At 41.4% G+C, this 16,750-nt stretch carries 21 protein-coding genes and 1 pseudogene; 7 read left to right on the forward strand and 15 right to left on the reverse strand.

All coding sequences use genetic code 11. From position 1 onward, the window contains the following. Window positions 1-70: 70 nt before the first annotated feature. From V7K38_RS06330 to V7K38_RS06340, 3 genes and pseudogenes are all read right to left on the reverse strand, one after another. A complete protein-coding gene (locus V7K38_RS06330; protein WP_334856318.1) occupies window positions 71-373 on the reverse strand; it encodes a hypothetical protein in 303 nt (100 codons plus the stop codon). 136 nt (window positions 374-509) lie between these two features. Next, window positions 510-602 (reverse strand): annotated as a pseudogene (locus V7K38_RS06335) (hypothetical protein); the annotation flags it as partial. 15 nt (window positions 603-617) lie between these two features. After that, window positions 618-1,118 (reverse strand): hypothetical protein, encoded by a 501-nt coding sequence (locus V7K38_RS06340; RefSeq protein ID WP_334856320.1) that lies wholly within the window; start codon window positions 1,116-1,118, stop codon window positions 618-620. Here V7K38_RS06340 and V7K38_RS06345 point away from each other — a divergent pair. Then, a complete protein-coding gene (locus V7K38_RS06345; RefSeq protein ID WP_334856322.1) occupies window positions 1,117-2,631 on the forward strand; it encodes a Mu transposase C-terminal domain-containing protein in 1,515 nt (504 codons plus the stop codon). The genes V7K38_RS06340 and V7K38_RS06345 overlap by 2 nt on opposite strands. Before the next feature lie 53 nt (window positions 2,632-2,684). On the opposite strand, the gene V7K38_RS06350 is transcribed toward V7K38_RS06345, so the two are convergent. From V7K38_RS06350 to V7K38_RS06385, 8 genes are all read right to left on the reverse strand, one after another. Then, entirely contained in the window at window positions 2,685-3,371 is a 687-nt protein-coding gene (locus V7K38_RS06350) for a M48 family metallopeptidase (RefSeq protein ID WP_334856349.1), read from the reverse strand. After that, entirely contained in the window at window positions 3,353-4,168 is an 816-nt protein-coding gene (locus tag V7K38_RS06355; RefSeq protein WP_334856324.1) for a hypothetical protein, read from the reverse strand. The genes V7K38_RS06350 and V7K38_RS06355 overlap by 19 nt, the downstream gene beginning before the upstream one ends. A 213-nt stretch (window positions 4,169-4,381) precedes the next feature. Then, complete coding sequence (locus V7K38_RS06360) at window positions 4,382-4,549, reverse strand: hypothetical protein (RefSeq protein WP_334856327.1); 168 nt, start codon at window positions 4,547-4,549, stop codon at window positions 4,382-4,384. A 45-nt stretch (window positions 4,550-4,594) separates the two neighbouring features. Further along, window positions 4,595-4,987, reverse strand: coding sequence for a macro domain-containing protein (locus V7K38_RS06365; RefSeq protein ID WP_334856328.1), 393 nt, complete (start codon window positions 4,985-4,987; stop codon window positions 4,595-4,597). Window positions 4,988-5,012: 25 nt separating this feature from the next. Further along, complete coding sequence (locus tag V7K38_RS06370; protein WP_334856329.1) at window positions 5,013-6,095, reverse strand: HigA family addiction module antitoxin; 1,083 nt, start codon at window positions 6,093-6,095, stop codon at window positions 5,013-5,015. 25 nt (window positions 6,096-6,120) lie between these two features. Next, entirely contained in the window at window positions 6,121-6,420 is a 300-nt protein-coding gene (locus tag V7K38_RS06375; protein WP_334856330.1) for a type II toxin-antitoxin system RelE/ParE family toxin, read from the reverse strand. A gap of 426 nt (window positions 6,421-6,846) precedes the next feature. Beyond that, window positions 6,847-9,459 (reverse strand): DNA mismatch repair protein MutS, encoded by a 2,613-nt coding sequence (gene mutS, locus V7K38_RS06380; protein ID WP_334856331.1) that lies wholly within the window; start codon window positions 9,457-9,459, stop codon window positions 6,847-6,849. A 5-nt stretch (window positions 9,460-9,464) separates the two neighbouring features. After that, a complete protein-coding gene (locus tag V7K38_RS06385) occupies window positions 9,465-9,662 on the reverse strand; it encodes a hypothetical protein (protein ID WP_334856332.1) in 198 nt (65 codons plus the stop codon). Window positions 9,663-9,888: 226 nt separating this feature from the next. On the opposite strand from V7K38_RS06385, the gene V7K38_RS06390 reads away from it, so the two are divergent. Continuing rightward, window positions 9,889-10,077 carry a hypothetical protein gene (locus tag V7K38_RS06390; protein WP_334856333.1) on the forward strand — a complete coding sequence of 63 codons (189 nt, stop codon included), beginning with the start codon at window positions 9,889-9,891 and terminating at the stop codon, window positions 10,075-10,077. 377 nt (window positions 10,078-10,454) lie between these two features. Here V7K38_RS06390 and V7K38_RS06395 read toward each other — a convergent pair whose 3' ends face one another. Beyond that, window positions 10,455-10,580, reverse strand: a complete 126-nt coding sequence (locus V7K38_RS06395) for a hypothetical protein (protein WP_334856335.1) — start codon at window positions 10,578-10,580, stop codon at window positions 10,455-10,457. 87 nt (window positions 10,581-10,667) lie between these two features. Here V7K38_RS06395 and V7K38_RS06400 point away from each other — a divergent pair, with 87 nt between their 5' ends. The 3 genes from V7K38_RS06400 (at window position 10,668) to V7K38_RS06410 (ending at window position 12,685) form a co-directional block, all read left to right on the forward strand. Then, the gene (locus V7K38_RS06400) at window positions 10,668-11,318 is read left to right on the forward strand and encodes a DUF2301 domain-containing membrane protein (RefSeq protein ID WP_334856336.1); all 651 of its coding nucleotides are present in this window, start codon (window positions 10,668-10,670) and stop codon (window positions 11,316-11,318) included. Then, window positions 11,318-12,007: a YdcF family protein gene (locus V7K38_RS06405; RefSeq protein ID WP_334856337.1), complete on the forward strand. Its 690-nt coding sequence runs from the start codon at window positions 11,318-11,320 to the stop codon at window positions 12,005-12,007. The genes V7K38_RS06400 and V7K38_RS06405 overlap by 1 nt, the downstream gene beginning before the upstream one ends. A gap of 120 nt (window positions 12,008-12,127) precedes the next feature. After that, window positions 12,128-12,685 (forward strand): metallophosphoesterase family protein, encoded by a 558-nt coding sequence (locus V7K38_RS06410; protein ID WP_334856338.1) that lies wholly within the window; start codon window positions 12,128-12,130, stop codon window positions 12,683-12,685. A gap of 97 nt (window positions 12,686-12,782) precedes the next feature. On the opposite strand, the gene V7K38_RS06415 is transcribed toward V7K38_RS06410, so the two are convergent. From V7K38_RS06415 to V7K38_RS06425, 3 genes are all read right to left on the reverse strand, one after another. After that, window positions 12,783-13,289: an SGNH/GDSL hydrolase family protein gene (locus V7K38_RS06415; protein WP_334856339.1), complete on the reverse strand. Its 507-nt coding sequence runs from the start codon at window positions 13,287-13,289 to the stop codon at window positions 12,783-12,785. After that, the gene (locus V7K38_RS06420) at window positions 13,286-13,963 is read right to left on the reverse strand and encodes an alpha/beta hydrolase (protein WP_334856340.1); all 678 of its coding nucleotides are present in this window, start codon (window positions 13,961-13,963) and stop codon (window positions 13,286-13,288) included. The genes V7K38_RS06415 and V7K38_RS06420 overlap by 4 nt, the downstream gene beginning before the upstream one ends. Window positions 13,964-14,103: 140 nt before the next feature. Then, window positions 14,104-14,865: a LuxR C-terminal-related transcriptional regulator gene (locus V7K38_RS06425; protein WP_334856341.1), complete on the reverse strand. Its 762-nt coding sequence runs from the start codon at window positions 14,863-14,865 to the stop codon at window positions 14,104-14,106. A 100-nt stretch (window positions 14,866-14,965) separates the two neighbouring features. Here V7K38_RS06425 and V7K38_RS06430 point away from each other — a divergent pair, with 100 nt between their 5' ends. Next, window positions 14,966-15,394, forward strand: coding sequence for an MAPEG family protein (locus V7K38_RS06430; protein ID WP_334856342.1), 429 nt, complete (start codon window positions 14,966-14,968; stop codon window positions 15,392-15,394). Between the two features lie 257 nt (window positions 15,395-15,651). Further along, complete coding sequence (gene dprA / locus V7K38_RS06435) at window positions 15,652-16,674, forward strand: DNA-processing protein DprA (protein ID WP_334856343.1); 1,023 nt, start codon at window positions 15,652-15,654, stop codon at window positions 16,672-16,674. The last annotated feature ends 76 nt before the right edge of the window (window positions 16,675-16,750 follow it).

Below are 16,750 nucleotides of genomic sequence, written 5' to 3' on the forward strand. Positions count from 1 at the left end.
TCTAGACTACCGTAGTCAGGGACTCATCCTAATTTTGGTGTTTGAATTTTGGATTTTGCATTACAATTCTTTACCAAAAGCTGCTTTGAGGAATCTCGAACAATACTACTGAGTACAGCATTTGATTAATTGATAGCGAATTAAATTTGGTAATACCGTGCAATGGCAATGCGTCGAGTGACAATGCCAATGCATCGGGTAACAATGCCAATGCATCGAGTGACAATGCCAATGCATCGGGTAACAATGCCAATGCGTCGGATAACAATGCCAATGCATCGAGTGACAATGCCAATGCATCGAGTGACAATGCCAATGCGTCGAGTAGCAATGCTAATGCGTCGGATAACAATGCCAATGCATCCCCTTGCATTAAGATCAGAGACTTATTGTGTAAGTCCTACTTAAATAATAATGGGAGAGCGATCGCGCAAGTTGTACCATATTCCTACTTCAGTGGTGATATTAATACAACCTTGGTGTAAATCCACACATTTTTTCACTACTACTAATCCTAATCCTGTACCAGGAATGCTTCTAACATTGTTGCCACGATGAAAGGGTTCAAACAGTTGCTTTTGATCTGCTAGCGGAATCCCAATACCTTGATCGTGAACCTAGAGAATCACCGTATCTGCTTTAAACTCTAGTCCTAGATGAACATTCCCGCCTTGAGGAGAATATTTAATTGCATTCAGCAGCAAATTAGAGAGAATAGAACGCAATAACCTTTCATCCACCCAGCCTGGAACGGCTTTTCCTTGGCAAACAAAGCTAAGTGTATGCCTCTCATCTGTACTTAGGCGCATTTCTTCCACAAAATCACCGATCGCACTACATATACTCAAAAGCTCAAGGAAGCGGCAGAAAAGCTTGGTAAGTCGTACGTACAGTGCGACGGCTAGTAGAGAAATGGGAACAGGAGGGTTTGGCTGGACTAGCGCAAAATCAACGGCTGGATAAAGGGAAGCACCGAGTTGATGATAAAGTGGCAAGAGTTTATTTTGAAAACCTATAAGGAGGGTAATGAGGGAAGTAAAAGGATGACTCGCCAACAGGTATTTATATAAAGCTAAGGCAGAGGCTGATGAACTGGGAGTTAAGCCTCCTTCCCACATGACGGTTTACCGGATTTTACAACCGTTAATAGATAAAATTGAGCAAGCTAAAAGTATTCGCAGTCCGGGTTGGCGTGGTTCGCGCTTATCAGTTAAAACCCGCGACGGAAAAGATTTACAGATAGAACATAGTAACCAAGTTTGGCAATGCGACCATACCCGTGTTGATGTTTTATTAGTAGACCAGCATGGCAAAATTCTTAGTCGTCCTTGGTTAACAACAGTTATTGATAGTTATTCGCGCTGCATTATGGGAATTAACTTGGGCTACGATGCACCAAGTTCTCAGGTTGTAGCTTTGGCGCTACGTCATGCAATTTTGTCCAAGCAATATGGTTCAGAATATGGACTTTACGAAGAATGGGGTACTTCTGGTTTGCCGCAACACTTTTATACATATGGGGGTCAGGATTTTCGTTCCAACCATTTACAGCAAATAGGAGTGCAGTTAGGGTTTGTTTGTCATTTGCGCGTTAGCGAAGCGGCTCCGAAGGAGCTTCGCCCATCTGAAGGTGGTAGTGTCGAACGTCCCTTTAAAACTCTAAACACAGAATTATTCTCAACTTTACAAGGATACACAGGTTCAAACGTTCAAGAGCGACCAAAGGAAGCCGAGAAAGAAGCTTGCTTGACACTGCGGCAGTTAGAGCAAAATTTGGTGCGTTACATCGTTGATAACTATAACCAGCGACTTGACGCTCCTATGGGCGATCAGACAAGATTTCAACGCTGGGAATCTGGTTTAATTGCTTCCCCTGATTTACTTTCCGAGAGGGATTTGGATATTTGCCTAATGAAGCAAACACGGCGACAAATTCAACGCGGGGGATATCTGCAATTTGAAAACTTGATATATCGAGGTGAACTCTTAGCAGGTTACGCAGGGGAAAGTGTTGTGTTGCGATATGACCCCAGAGATATCACAACGATTTTAGTTTACCGCACAGAAGGGGATAAAGAGGTGTTTCTTGCCCGCGCGTATGCTCAAGATTTGGAGACAGAGGAACTATCTCTAGATGAGGCAAAAGCTATCAGTCGTAAGGTGAGAGAAGCGGGTAAGGCTGTAAGCAATCGCTCAATTTTGGCTGAAGTTAGAGAACGCGAAACATTCCAAACTCAAAAGAAAACTAAAAAAGAGCGTCAGAAAGTAGAACAGGCTGAGGTCAAAAAAGCTAAACAACTTATACCTGTTGAGCCAGAGTCATCAGGAGCTACTGTGGTAGGAGTTGATGCTGACAGGTTAGCGCAGATGTTGCCCTCTGCTGGTGTGGGAATAAAAATGGAGCCTATTCGTTTATGTGCTGCTTGTTATGCTGAGTCACCATGTGACAGGATTGAATGGCAGTTTAAGGCGACTAAGGGATGCGCGAGCCACAAGTTACATTTACTTTCGGAATGTCCTAACTGCGGTGCAAGGTTTAAAATTCCAGCTTTGTGGATAGATGGACATTGCCAGAGGTGTTTTATGAGATTTACAGAGATGAGAAATTATCAAAAATCTGTAGAAGTTTGACACATTTTTTCAACTTCGTCTAAATACGATCGCTCCTATCATTTCACATATTTCTAAAGGTTATAAATTGCCCCATTCTCAGCTAACCACTGCTTCCGCTCAAGATAATCTGGCACAATACGCTCCACCCTATACCAAAATGCATTGCTGTGATGCGGTTCAATTAAATGCACCAGTTCATGAACTGCCAAATACTCAATCATTGCTCGTGGTAGCATTGCTACTCGCCAGTGAAAATATAAGTCCCCTTTGTGTCCGCAAGAACCCCAACGATTCCCTAACTCACGTACTTGCACTGAACGAGGTGAAATAGTAACTCGTTTAATCAGTGTGGCAATTTGTTGTTCTACAATTGGTTGAAGATGTTCCCGATACCACTGAATAAAGTGTTCTCGTCCTTGAGCTTGTGCTGGGCGCTGTAACTCAAAGCGGCTTTGATATAGTCTTAGAGATGGCTGTTGTTCAAGCTCCACTATTTTGAGGCGGTAGCTGCGTCCTAAATAATAAAAACCTTCACCTGATACGTATTCTTTAACGCTGACGGTTGGATTTAATGACTCTTTTTTTAAAAGTTTGCTGTAAATCCAGTAGCGTTTATCGCTGACAATTCTTTCTAATGTTTCTATTGGCACTTCTGGGGGAGAAGCTAAGACTAATTGACCGTCACGTTCAACGGTAATACCTACGGTACGGCGTTTAGAACTGTGGCGAATTTCAAAGCTCAGGTCGCCAAAGGTGATAGTTTTCCTGCCATTAAACTATCACGATTTCTCCTAGCTAGTTGGACTAATTTATCCGCAACTTCTTCTAGTTGGTCGTAACTAACTAAATCGCGCTCATCCAAGTAACCTGCTATCCACCTTCTCAAATCCTCTTGGACTATTTGGCTACCCCAATTCACCCGTCGTACTTCTTGCCGGATATGTTCTACAATTTCCACAGTTGTTTGAGCAAGTTCAGGAAATTGTTTTTGTGAATATTCACCTAAAATGTTGAGAAATGGCATTTGAGTTTTGGGATCTAATCCAGTCTCATCTGTAGTACGACCAGCTTGGATTTGTTCGATATACTTCCGCAATTCCGCAACTTTTTCTTCCCAGTTATCAGCTAAGGATTCCAGAATCTCTGTTAGTTTTTCACTTAAATTTTTGTAGTAAATTGGGTCTTCTTCATAACTTACGCTGATATGCTGACGAGCAGCGAATTCTATTTCTGCGGCTTGTGCTTTAATCGAGCGATGACGCTGGACATGGGTTTTAAAATCCAGTGACATGATATCAACTGGTGGTACTTTTGGGTCAATACCTTGGGATTCAATATATTGGTCTATTAATGCCCTAACTTTCTCTTTGGCACTAATGATGTTCAGTTTTTCATCTCTGTAGAGGTCAGCAACAGCTTTTTTAATAAAGCCAAGTTGTTTGGCATCTCGAACAGAATTATAGGGTTGACGTGCTTCTGAACGCGGCAGTATTGTATCGAGAGTGTTGAGGAAATCTTGGAAGCAGTCATTAAATTCAACTCTGAGCCTATACAAAGTATCAACTTCGTCTGAAGAAATCAGATTTTAAAAATGCAGGATTAATTACTCTTGAGCAAGAATATTACAGACTTCATAAACGAAAAAGGTGTTTATGTGAGAAACCTAATTGTTCTTTAAGTCAAATGAATGATAGTAAAGCCATACAGCATACAGGGGCAAGCCAAACTATATCATGGAATTTTATTGGTAACTTTATTGAGATAATATTCAGAAAGTTGTTTGCTCTTTAATGTTGAGCCAATTTTGCTCATGTAAACGCTGCCAAGCTTTGCGAATATGTTCAGGCTTAAATAGCTTACGCTTACAATCGCTCCATTCATGTACCAGGGCGATCGCTTGCTCACTATCTTGTGCTAGTTTGGGGTAAAGGCTCAAAAATAATTACCTGTACATCTGGTAGTTGAGCGAAAGCTGATTCTATCAGTGGCTTAACGTCAGCCAATTCAAGCCACCATTACCACATCCTAATGCTGGCATTGCAATTGATGTAATAGCTAATTGCTGTACTTGTTGCACTAAAGCCACCAGCCCACTTTGAATATCTTCTATCTTTGAATTATTCCTCCAATGGCGTTTTGTAGGGAAATTGATGATATATTTGGGGTTGAGTAAGCCACCTGTTGCTACAGTAAACATCTGTCCTGGCTTTACTTTACCAGCGCGACAGGCCTGTTTATATTGACGAAAATTTTCAGGATAAGCCTGCTTGAATTGCAAGGCAATTCCTTTACCCATGACACCAACACAATTAACTGTGTTAACTAGGGCTTCGGTTTTCTCTTCTAATAGGTTGCCTTGCTTATATTCAAACATGATTATGTTAACCTTCTAGGTCAACCTAGTGATCAATCAAATTTTCCAATAGAGGGCTCACTTTCACCAGTAATGATCTCAAGTTTTTATGATCGACTAACTTGTCATACTGTAACCGACCAAGAATAATACCTGGATGCCTACTATGAGTGTAAGCAAATTCTTCAATTGCTTGACGAGAGAAGTATTTTCTGACTCCGGAAACAAAAACCTGAAAGGCTTGAGGTTCTATCAACCAGTTAGCAGCTTTTTGATTAGCTTCCTTCTCATCATTATTGTTTTCTAAAGCATCTAAGTTATCTAAATAAATTCCTTCATGCCCTAATACAATATGTGCTAACTCGTGCATAAGAGTAAACCAAAATGAGTCAATGCGGTCATATCTCAATGTCAAGGCAATAATTGGTTTATCGTTCAAGTAATGGGCTGCGCCATCGAGATAGGTTTTTTTGAGATGAGGCACGATTACAAAATGTACACCTAAATCTGCTAGTAATTCAGGAATTCGCACAATACTTTCTACTTGTTCAGCACAAGCAAGAATTTCAGGTATAGCAGTTTCTAGTTGTTTGCGGTCAAAATTAGCAACTGTTTGTTGCTTGGCTAGATACTCAAATCGTTTTACCCAAGCTATTCGAGATGTTTTTTCTGGTTCTCTATGCTCGGAGCAACGAAAGTTAACTGCTAACTGTGGTGTTTCATTTAAGGACGAAATTCCAAGATAATTACAGACTTGTTGTTCTAATTCATCGATAGAATCTGTTGCTTGAATCCATCTATTTTTGATTAGTTCGGAGATAGGAGCTATTGTATACAATCGACTTTTACGAGTTATATCTTGCTCCTTTTTTTCTTTTCCGGCTAAATGAAGACGATATTTTGCTTCTAGGTTTGTCCAGAACTCAGGGGAAGTTCCCAAAGCTTGGGAGAGTTCGATAGCTGTTTCTGGGGTAATTTGCTTACTTCCCCGGATAATTTCGTTAATGGTTTGAACTGGACGACCCATAATTTCGGCTAAATCTTTCTGTGTCCAGCCACGCGCTTCTAGTTCTCTACTTAAAATTTTTCCTGGTGTTGGTACTCTTGCTGGTGTTAGCTTCTGGCTCATATTGCTGTCTCCCCTGCTGCTCCGGTTAGTGGTAATCTTCGATATCGATTATTGTGAGGTAATGTCCCTGTTCATCCTCATCCACTGTCACGATTAAACGCCACTGGTCATTTAAACGTAAAGAACGTTGTCCTTGTTTTCCTCGTTTACCTTTGAGTTTCTCAAATCTCAACCCTTTTAGAGCATATAACTCTCGCTCGTCTACAGCAGCATCAATAATCGCCATGACTTCAAAAAAGTCATCAACCACACCGGGGTATTTATGAGCATCTTTTTCTTCTGTGTAAAGTGCTTCGAGTTTCTTTTTCTTGAAGTAAAAACGCAAAGCTCCCCCCAAGTTGAATGTAGCGGATTCTGCATTATACTACGGGTAAATTCAGTCTTGGGGTGAATCGCTGATATTTTAATTTTAAATCTTAATGTGATAAGAGTTTTAATCTATTTGTAAAGATTGTCAGATTATCTTGAAAGTTAGTGTAAACCTGATTCTGTAAAGGGTTTCGACATTTTCCTTGAACTGCATACCTTGTTTGAACCTCATCATCTAACTTGCATAGTACAAATATACTATAAACTAAATATAAGGACATGTGTTATCGTGTGCCAAGTTTTATACATCACATAACACATCACGCTGAAAAGTCTAATGAGATTATTTTATTAATAGTTAGCCAACACAATTTGAAGACAAAAAATTTGTTGAAAATGACATTAATCTGTTAACAGTGACAAATAATTAGTTAATGTACATTTAATCCAAATTTTGCAGTCCCATCGCAATCTTACTATGTTTCTCAATTTGCCCCATAACTTGTTTAGCTCGTTGAATCACAACTGCTGGTAAACCTGCTAATCTTCCGGCTTCAATACCGTAAGACTTATCAGCGCCTCCCGGTTGGACTTGGTGCAAAAAGATAATTTGATCGGGCAATTCTTTTACCGTCACTTGATAATTAGCCACATTCGGTACAATGCTAGCTAGCTCATTCAATTCATGGTAGTGAGTAGCAAAAATTGTTCGCGCCCGAATATCCACTGCGATATATTCTGCTACCGCCCAAGCTATGGAAAGACCATCAAATGTTGCCGTTCCTCGACCAATTTCATCTAATAAAACTAGCGACCTAGATGTGGCATGGTTGAGAATATTCGCCGTTTCATTCATTTCCACCATGAAGGTAGATTGACCAGTTGCAAGATCGTCTACTGCCCCTACACGGGTGAAAATGCGATCGCATATTCCCAATCTAGCAAACCTAGCTGGTACAAAACTACCAATCTGCGCCATTAACTGAATCAATCCCACCTGACGCAAATAACAACTTTTGCCACTAGCGTTTGGCCCGGTAAGAATAATCAAATCGGGATTGTCATTTGTCATTTGTTCTTGGTCATCTGGTAATGATAAATGACTAATGACTAATGACTCTTGACCCAATTGCGTCGAATTCGGCACAAAGAAACCCGCAGGTAAAGACTGTTCCACCACCGGATGACGACCATCAACAATATTTATCTCCCTTCCTGGCAACATTTCTGGACGACAATAACCTTGATGCACTGCCAACTCAGCTAAACCACACAATACATCTGCCGCCGCCACTGCACGAGATAAATTACGAATTACTTCCGCCTCTTGCGCGACTTCTTCTCGCAACGCTGTAAAAATCTCATACTCCAACTGATTTAAATCATCCCGTGCTGTGAGAATTCGGGCTTCTCGTTCCTTCAAATCTGGGGTGATGTAACGTTCCTCATTGGTCAGAGTTTGCTTGCGAATGTAATTAGCCGGTACTTGGTCAGCTTTGGTGCGGGAAATGCTGATGTAATAACCAAAGGTTTTGTTAAATCCTACCTTCAGTGTCGAAATTCCCGTCTTAGCCCTCTCATCAACTTCTAAGTTGGCAATCCATTGCTGGTCTGCTTCTACAGTTGCTTTTCTCTCATCCAACAGGGGATTTACACTAGGGCGAATCAATCCGCCTTCTTTAATTAATATGGGTGGCGACTCCACAAGATGGGCGTGTAACTTTTGTGCCAATTCTTCCAACACACTTGGGACTTTTTGTAAAGCTTTGAGAAATGGAGAACGCGCTTCAGTTACCAAGTGAGATAATTCTGGTAAACGTGAGAGGGAATCTGCCAAAGCTACTAAATCTCTAGCATTAGCTGTACCAGAACCCGCCCTTCCGGTGAGACGTTCTAAATCATAAATTTGGCGTAACAACTGCCGCAAATCTTGACGCAGAGGTGTATTTTCCATCAATTCTTGGATGGTATCGAGACGTGCCCCAATACCTTTAATATCGAGTAATGGTTGCAATAACCACCGCCGCAAAGCCCGCCCACCCATTGCTGTACTAGTTCTATCTAATGACCAGAGTAGGGAACCGTGAAAAGTTCCATCTCGGACGGTTTGAGTAATTTCCAGATTACGGCGGGTTTGACTATCAACAATTAAATAGTCAGTGACAGTATAGGTGCGGAGTCTTTGCAGGGGAACTTGGTTTTCTTTTTGAGTATCTTCCAGATATTCAATAAGACCGCCAGCCGCACGGACAGCGAGGGGAAGATTATCGCAACCGAGTCCTTCGAGCGATCGCACCTTAAATTTCTGCAATAATCTAGGTCTAGCTTCTCCTTGAGAAAATGGAACTTGCGATCGCAAACTATAACAAAATGATGGTGGCAAACACTCCGGTAGATGGGGCGAAGTTTCCCCCGGACGTAGCAAGCTACCCAAATCAGGCGCATTTGTCGGAACTAATACCTCTGAAGGTTGCAAGCGCATTAATTCTTGGGTCAAGTGTTCTAAATCACTATCTTGAGTTGTGAGAAATTCCCCTGTGGAGATGTCTGCATAAGCTAAACCCCAATGATTTGCGGCAATTACTACTGCTGCAAGGTAATTATTGCGACTTGATTTCAGCATTCCCTCTTCTAGCAAAGTACCAGGGGTAAGAATGCGCGTTACTTCCCGCCGCACCAATCTACCAGCAGCTTCAGAAGCATCTTCTACTTGGTCGCATATTACCACTGCATAGCCTTTTTCGACCAGCATTGTAGTGTAGCGTTCCCAAGCATGATGCGGAACACCAGACATGGCCACTCGTCCCTGTTCGCCAGCTTGCTTGCTAGTGAGGACTAATTCTAATTCTTGCGCTAGTTTGACAGCATCTTGGAAATAGCATTCAAAGAAATCTCCCACCCGATACAGCAACACCGCGTGAGGATATTTATCCTTCGTCTCGACATAGTGCAAGTACATTTGACTTAGCTTACTGCGATCGACCTGTTGATGGTCAGAAATAAAAGTACTTGCGTCGGGTTTGGTAGATGGAGTTTCAGAGTGAGAAGCAGTCATAGATGCTATTGAGTTACACGGGGAAATTCCACAATATCTGATGATAGCTTGATTTTAGGGGTGAATTGCGATCGCTCAAAAATATTTTCCCCAGCCTGCAAGTTGCCACTCATAGCGCGTTGCAATGAAGGTTTGGTTTGTATTTCCTCTTCTTGAGTTTGTTCTTCTGGTGCGATCTCCGGTTGCACAGCAGTATTAGGCATTAGACATAACTCGATTAGCTACCCTATCGGCTTCCTGCTCATACTGATCTCCTGGTTCTCCAACCGTGAGTTTTGTCTGTGGACGGTGCAACGCTATGGAACTAATGTCATGAACTGGCTTTTATTTTGATAACTTGTGTTTTTAATGATTGTTCCCCATTAGACTGGGCTGCTTGTAGGTCGGTTGATACCTGAGAGGATGTTTGTAATCGGAGAGTTATTTGCAATGCCAAAACCGCGCACTGGATTTGCCAGTGTTGGAGTTGTTGGTGAGACAAGGGACGGATTTGAAAAAGTAGATCGCCCAAATGCGCCTGGACGCAAAGCGGCTTGTCTTTGGATATCGCTCATCTCGCCTACCTCTATGCCAAGGCGTATTTTTGATCCAAATTATATAGTTTATCTGATTGCGTAGTTTACCGCCGCAGGCATCGCTGCCGACTTAAGTGGAGATCCTTTTCTCAAGCGATCGCCCATCCTCAACGACAAACCAAACAATAATCTCCACTCTTGCAATTCCTTAAACAAATGCGATCGCTCATCTTACTTTTAGCTATAGGCTTATCTGATTAGCAAATTTTTATCTCCACCAAATTTTAAATTTGTCAATATCTAGTGTCTAGAACTAAAGTCCAATTTTAAAATCAAGTCCTCAGCTAAACTAGGGACTATAGAAACCACTGCTAATTACTAGTACATGGTGGCGAAAGTTTGCCTACCTTTACCAAGGGGCAAAATCCCCTTATTAGTCTGGTTGATTGAGATGGTAACTGGATTTTATGCTTTGCTTTGCTAGTTTCTATGTCTTTCGCTCTCCAAAAAAATGTGGTCAAATGGTAGAGATAATTCCTCAGCTACTGCGTCTGCAAAGTCAACGAGTACTACAAAAATGGCTTCAGAGTTTAGTGATTGTGACACAAGTTCATCTGGTTATCGATAATAAAAGTAAGCCTTCAGGAATTTCCCGTTGTACTCTATTAGTAAATCGTAACGATATTTTTAACTATGACTACGCAAACATTACCTCCAGCAGAAGTTTATCAAGGTCAGTTTGGGGAATTTACAATTACTCAGAGCGATCGCACTAGCGTAATTATCTACCGCGCTGGGTTAATGGTAGCAGCACTGAGCTTTGCCATAGGCAGCGCTTTGGTTTTGTACAAAAACCCGATTATAACTGCACTTACACCTTTATATGCTTGTTTTATTCTCGCTCTTGGTGTAAGTTTATTTACCATTCATATATACATGGCATCACTGCACCGAATGTTGCAAGTTTTTTGGGCGATCGGTACTATCGCATCAGTAATTCTGGCAATCTCTAGTACTGAACCTTTAGCTTTGACTGTTTACAATCAGCCTCTGACCTTATTTGGAGTTGGTTTTATCTTCGTTGCTTTGACAGGAATTTATTTTAAAGAGGCTGTTTGTTTCAATCGCTTAGAAACCAAAGTATTAACGCCAATAGTACCAGTACTATTGTTAGGACATTTGGTGGGAATTTTGCCAACTCAGGGCGAAAGTGTTTTATTAGGAATTTGGGCAACGTTGTTTTTAGTGTTTGCTCTACGAAAAACAGTACAAGAAATTCCTGCTGATATTGGGGATAAATCTGTATTTACTTACTTGAAAGAACAACGTTTAGCTAAAGTTTAATGCACGCAAAAAATCGTCGGTGTCAAAAATTTCCAAAAATCAAACTAATAAAACGCCAAGAAATGTGGACACTTACGGCTCAGGGGTGGGCGATTGCGATCGCTTTGATTGCTTATTTAATATTTTTCACTATTACTCATGTACACTCATTTCTCGCCGTGACTTCCCCGATCAAATCAGCAGAAGCATTGGTTGTTGAAGGATGGCTACCAGATTATGCCATACAACAAGCTCTGATTGAATTTAAAACTGGCTCTTATCGTCTATTAATTACCACGGGAGGCTCAATAGAAAAAGGAAATTTTCTTAGTGAATATAAGAACTTTGCAGAAGTTTCAGCTGCTACCTTCAAGAAGCTAGGTTTAGAATCAGAGAAGGTGGTAGCCGTTCCAACACCTACGGTAATTAAGGATCGTAGTTATGCATCTGCTGCTGAATTTAATCGCTGGCTATCTAATTCAAATTTAAAACTACAATCAATTAATCTTTTTTCTTTGGATGTTCACACCCGAAGAAGTTGGTTCTTGTTCAAAAAACTACTTACACCTCACGTCCAAGTTGGTGCGATCGCTGCTCAAACCCAAGATTATGAGCCAAACAAATGGTGGGATTCTAGCCAAGGTGTGCGGACAATTCTTGATGAAGGCATTGCTTATATTTATGCACGAGTTTGGAATTGGAAAGCCTAAAAGTAATAATTCATAGTTCATAATTTGGCTGCGTTATTAGCGAAAAATGGATAAAGTTGAGCTATCCTACCAGGAGTTACCTTTAGAATTTTTCAAAAATACCCTAACAAAATAGGTTCAATGATGATTTGGTTTACTGCTGATACTCATTTCGGGCATAAAAAAATCTTAGAGTACACAGAAAGACCGTTTTCTTCTGTTGAGGAGATGGATAAAGCATTAATTGAGAACTGGAACAGCAAAGTCTCTGCTGATGATGAAGTGTATCATGTAGGAGATGTTGGACTGTGTTCTCCTCAGAAATTACAGAAAATTCTTCAACGGCTTAACGGTAAAATATATCTGATTCGTGGCAATCACGATAAAGCAGCCGAGGCTTGTAAAGACCGTTTTGAGTGGATCAAAGATTATTACGAGTTGACAATGCCAGATTCTGAGGCATATCAAGGCAGACAATTAATCGTTCTGTTGCACTATGCTATGAGAGTTTGGCAAGCTTCTCACTACGGTACTTGTCATCTTTACGGACACTCACATGGTCAACTACCTGACGATTCCATGTCTTTATCTTTTGACGTGGGGGTAGATTGCCATAATTATGCACCCATAAATTACAATGATGTTAAACGTATTTTGAAAACAAAAAACTGGATAGTTCCTCAACTGAGGGAAGATTAGGTAAAGGGGATTGGGTGCAAAATGGAAAAATTATAGTGCAGGCTTTTACCCATTACCAAATATTTAAACAACTTTTTCCTAGTATCCAGAAGGGCTATTACTTTTGCAAAATTTGTAATAATGCTTGCCGATAAATTTTTAGCCCCTCTGCATTCAGATGATCGCCATCACTAGTTAAATTTTCTTTAAGAACATTATTTTCATATAATGGTGCTAATCCAGCTGCTGCAACTGGCACTTTTTCTTTTTCAGCAACTTGATTAATTAGAACATTAATTTTTTCAACTTTAGGAAGTGGGGCCGATACAGTTGGATCTAAACTTGCTGCAACTGTTGAATAAAAAGCTGGAATCAGAAAAATCTCTTTATTCCCCATTGTTCTGATCAGTGCGATCGCTTCTTGGAGATTTTTGGTAAACAACTCGTCGCTAATTCCATACCAAGCATCATTTCCACCTATGGCAATAATCGCTTTTTCACATTTAACCTTCGTAGGAATTAAAGTTTTAAGTTGTTCCAGTACAGCGCTTCCGGCTATTATGCAATACAGTTTTCCTCTTGCCCCTCTTCTATCATAGCTTTCAGCTTTGAGAATGTACCTCATAGCTGCCGTAAGTGCTGTAATGAAATTGTACTCAGACCATTTAACCCAAAATTAAAAGTACCACTCCCAAGGGTATTACCAAGTTCAGCCGAAACAGAATCACCAAATAAGCAACCGGAAAACTGTTTATCTTGGGCGGCTAGTATCTGATATTGCAGGGCAATTTTACCTAAAGGTGAAGAACTTACATTGTCCTTTGGAGGTACATCAGCAGCACTAGAAGAGGAATTTGCCAGTCCGACTAGCTTAGAAATTTTTGACACATCAACAACTAGTTGATTACTGGGATATGCTTCGAGAAAGCTAACTACTCCTAAACCTTCTGGTGATTTTGCTCCGATGATAATGGCAGATCGTAGGGCTTGGATACTGGCTTGATCGCGACGGGCGATCGCAGTGGATGCAAAAGATAAAATTTGCTTGCCCACACCTGTATTTATCAGCTTATCTAAAGCCACAATGTCAAGAGACATTTTTACCTGAAGCGTCTCTTGAAACTTCTGTTTCTCCTCGGTGCTGAGGTAATCTAAGAAAGATTTTAGATCGCTAGAAGCCTTTTGTGTCTCGCTATAGCTACGGATATCTGCCACCGGGATTGATCGCTCAAACAACCCGTATCTGACAGTAACTTTCTCAGCAGCCAAACTCGGCAACAAACCAAGTCCACTATGCACTAGTAAAAATATTAAGCACCCAGATAGGCATATTAAAAAACGATAGAAATATTTCATTACAGAAGATAGATAAGAAGATAGTCAATAGTTAATACTCAAGAGTCAAGAGTCAAAAGTCAAGGGGAATTGGGAATTTATCTTTAGGGTATTTTGTCTCTTTGCAAGGAAACTAAGTTTCTTTCTGGCGAATTATGTCTCGGAGCTAAAAGTTGTGCAACCATTTCTGCACGCGATGAAACCTCAAGCTTACGGAACATTCGCTTTAAGGCTTGCTTCACAGAATTTTCAGTAATCCAAAGTTCACTCCCAATTTCTGCATTAGTTCGCCCCAAAGCAACCAACTTTGCAATCTCTAATTCACGAAGCGTTAAGCGATTGTTTTTAGAAGGGGAATGTTGCCACTTATCTATACCCGTTGGATGTGATTCGCCAACGGAAACATTTCGTGAACTCACTGTCGCCGCCCAAACAGATAAGTGCAAACAGATGGCACTTAAATCGACTAAGTTTTCGGTATCAAAGGGAGGCATTGACTTTTCTCGCGTACAGCCTACTACACCCACTAATTGACCGCGATTGATAATAGGCCCCGCCATCACATGCCAATGATCCGCACGGGGACAGATTAATTTCCAAGCTTTGGGTGATGTTACTAATGCTTCGTGGACAGGAGCATGACGCTCCACTAAATAACGCGCTACAGGATTATGGTCGATTGAGAGGGCAATTTTCAGGATTTTCTGAAGATTTGGATATCCAAAGGGGAGTTGAGCGAAGAAAAAAATCCCCCATCGTTTTGCTGCAAAATACTCACCAATTTTTGGCACAATTTGCGATCGCATATCACGTTCGCTATCGGCTTGGTTGATGGCTTCAAACAGAAGCTCCAAAGAACTTGTCATAGGTTAAGTGGTCTGAAGTGTACCCGATCGAGGTCTAGAAGCATTAAAGTACTCAGCCTAATATTAGCATCAGCAAAATCAGCAAGTTTAAGAGGTAGAAATGACACAAGATGCAGTCTTTGGCCCCTTCTTCGCAACAGTTTTTTTGACAGTCCTTGTCTGGGTATATATGTACATCCGCCGGATTGGGTTCATTACAAGTCAAAAGATCCGCCCGCAAGACCTAGCTGCACCTGGGACAGTCGTGCATATATGGCCACCTGGGGTATCCAATCCATCAGATAATCTAAAGAACCTATTCGAGATTCCGGTACTTTTTTATGTGCTTGTGCTATACCTCTTCATCACCAAGCAGGTGGATGCAATCTATGTGAATGCCGCATGGGTTTTTGTTGGATTTCGAGCATTGCATAGCATCGTCCATTGTACATTCAATCTCATCATGCTTCGCTTCTACCTCTACCTATTCGCCACCCTCGCAGTGTGGTTCATTGCGATCCGCGCAGCTTTTATCTACTTCAGCGTGTAAGTATGTCTATACGACTTATATAGGACTCATATTTGATTTCTGAAAAGATACGTAGGGGAGCCAGTCGCGTGGGCGGGTTTCCCGACTTGAGCAACCTGGCGTTGTGTTAGCGATAGCGTAACCCACCATCTCAAGCTATTAGATTTTTTCAAAAATCTAATAGTAATCTTATATATTGCTCCTTTGCTCATCCTTGACATCAACAGCCAGGACTAATTTGGGAATACTCAATCAGAGTACGGTGTGAGGATGGAAACGTGGTCGAAGAAGGTGCATATTGGCTAGCTTGGGCGCAAATTTCGGGAATTGGCCCGGTATTACTGCGACGGCTGCAACAGCATTTTGGCACGCTGGCAACTGCTTGGAATGCTACCAAAGTAGAGTTAGCAGAAGTAGAGGGTTTTGGTTTGCAAACATTAGAAAAAGTAGTACAACAGCGATCGCGTTTGCATCCAGAACAACTATTCACTAAGCATCAGCAGGAAAATTCCCATTTCTGGACACCAGCAGATGCAGATTATCCCCGCTTACTATTAGAAACTCCGAGTCCACCGCCGATTTTGTACTATCGTGGTGAAGTCGAACTTCAAGAAAATCTCGGACAAAAACCGATGGTTGGCATTGTCGGTACACGCCAACCCTCAGAATATGGCATCCGTTGGACTCGCCAAATTAGCACAGCTTTGGCTAAAAATGGCTTTACAGTTGTTTCTGGGATGGCAGAGGGAATTGACACAGAAAGCCACATCGCCGCTATGAAAGCAGGTGGACGCACGATCGCAGTTTTGGGAACTGGCGTAGATGTTATCTATCCCCATAAAAATCGTGATTTATACAAACAAATTTTGACGGCTGGCTTAGTTGTGAGTGAGTACCCCACAAAAACCCCACCCGATCGCACCCATTTTCCCCGTCGCAACCGAATTATTGCAGGTTTAAGCCGCGCTATCCTGGTAATGGAAGCGCCGATCAAATCTGGTGCTTTAATTACAGCTACCTACGCAAATGAATTTGGTAGAGATGTCTATGCATTACCTGGGAGACTGGACGATCATCCATCCCAAGGGTGCTTAAAGTTACTGAATCAGGGGGCTTCTTTCATTCTCAAGGAACTAGATGAACTGTTAACAATGCTGGGAGCAATACCACAAATTGATGGAGTCGAGACTTCTACAGCGCCAGAACAGTTAAGTTTACCAACTTTATCGCCAGAATTGCAAACAGTAATGGATGCGATCGCAAGTGATGCTTTACCCTTCGATTTTATTGAACGTGTGTAAAACCCCGTCCCCTCGTGGGCGGGGATGTAAGCACGGTTAAATTAGGGGGTTCGATGCCCCCTAATTTAACACTATC

The organism is Nostoc sp. (assembly GCF_036917465.1).
Classification (GTDB): domain Bacteria; phylum Cyanobacteriota; class Cyanobacteriia; order Cyanobacteriales; family Nostocaceae; genus Nostoc.

What these genes read in the sequence shown, in the direction of transcription:
- V7K38_RS06330 (WP_334856318.1), bottom strand. Translation starts at nt 373, where the DNA reads ATGCAAGGGGATGCATTGGCATTGTTATCCGACGCATTAGCATTGCTA.
- V7K38_RS06345 (WP_334856322.1), top strand. Translation starts at nt 1,117, where the DNA reads ATGACGGTTTACCGGATTTTACAACCGTTAATAGATAAAATTGAGCAA.
- V7K38_RS06340 (WP_334856320.1), bottom strand. Translation starts at nt 1,118, where the DNA reads ATGTGGGAAGGAGGCTTAACTCCCAGTTCATCAGCCTCTGCCTTAGCT.
- V7K38_RS06365 (WP_334856328.1), bottom strand. Translation starts at nt 4,987, where the DNA reads ATGTTTGAATATAAGCAAGGCAACCTATTAGAAGAGAAAACCGAAGCC.
- V7K38_RS06370 (WP_334856329.1), bottom strand. Translation starts at nt 6,095, where the DNA reads ATGAGCCAGAAGCTAACACCAGCAAGAGTACCAACACCAGGAAAAATT.
- mutS (WP_334856331.1), bottom strand. Translation starts at nt 9,459, where the DNA reads ATGACTGCTTCTCACTCTGAAACTCCATCTACCAAACCCGACGCAAGT.
- V7K38_RS06385 (WP_334856332.1), bottom strand. Translation starts at nt 9,662, where the DNA reads ATGCCTAATACTGCTGTGCAACCGGAGATCGCACCAGAAGAACAAACT.
- V7K38_RS06390 (WP_334856333.1), top strand. Translation starts at nt 9,889, where the DNA reads ATGCCAAAACCGCGCACTGGATTTGCCAGTGTTGGAGTTGTTGGTGAG.
- V7K38_RS06400 (WP_334856336.1), top strand. Translation starts at nt 10,668, where the DNA reads ATGACTACGCAAACATTACCTCCAGCAGAAGTTTATCAAGGTCAGTTT.
- V7K38_RS06405 (WP_334856337.1), top strand. Translation starts at nt 11,318, where the DNA reads ATGCACGCAAAAAATCGTCGGTGTCAAAAATTTCCAAAAATCAAACTA.
- V7K38_RS06410 (WP_334856338.1), top strand. Translation starts at nt 12,128, where the DNA reads ATGATGATTTGGTTTACTGCTGATACTCATTTCGGGCATAAAAAAATC.
- V7K38_RS06415 (WP_334856339.1), bottom strand. Translation starts at nt 13,289, where the DNA reads ATGAGGTACATTCTCAAAGCTGAAAGCTATGATAGAAGAGGGGCAAGA.
- V7K38_RS06425 (WP_334856341.1), bottom strand. Translation starts at nt 14,865, where the DNA reads ATGACAAGTTCTTTGGAGCTTCTGTTTGAAGCCATCAACCAAGCCGAT.
- V7K38_RS06430 (WP_334856342.1), top strand. Translation starts at nt 14,966, where the DNA reads ATGACACAAGATGCAGTCTTTGGCCCCTTCTTCGCAACAGTTTTTTTG.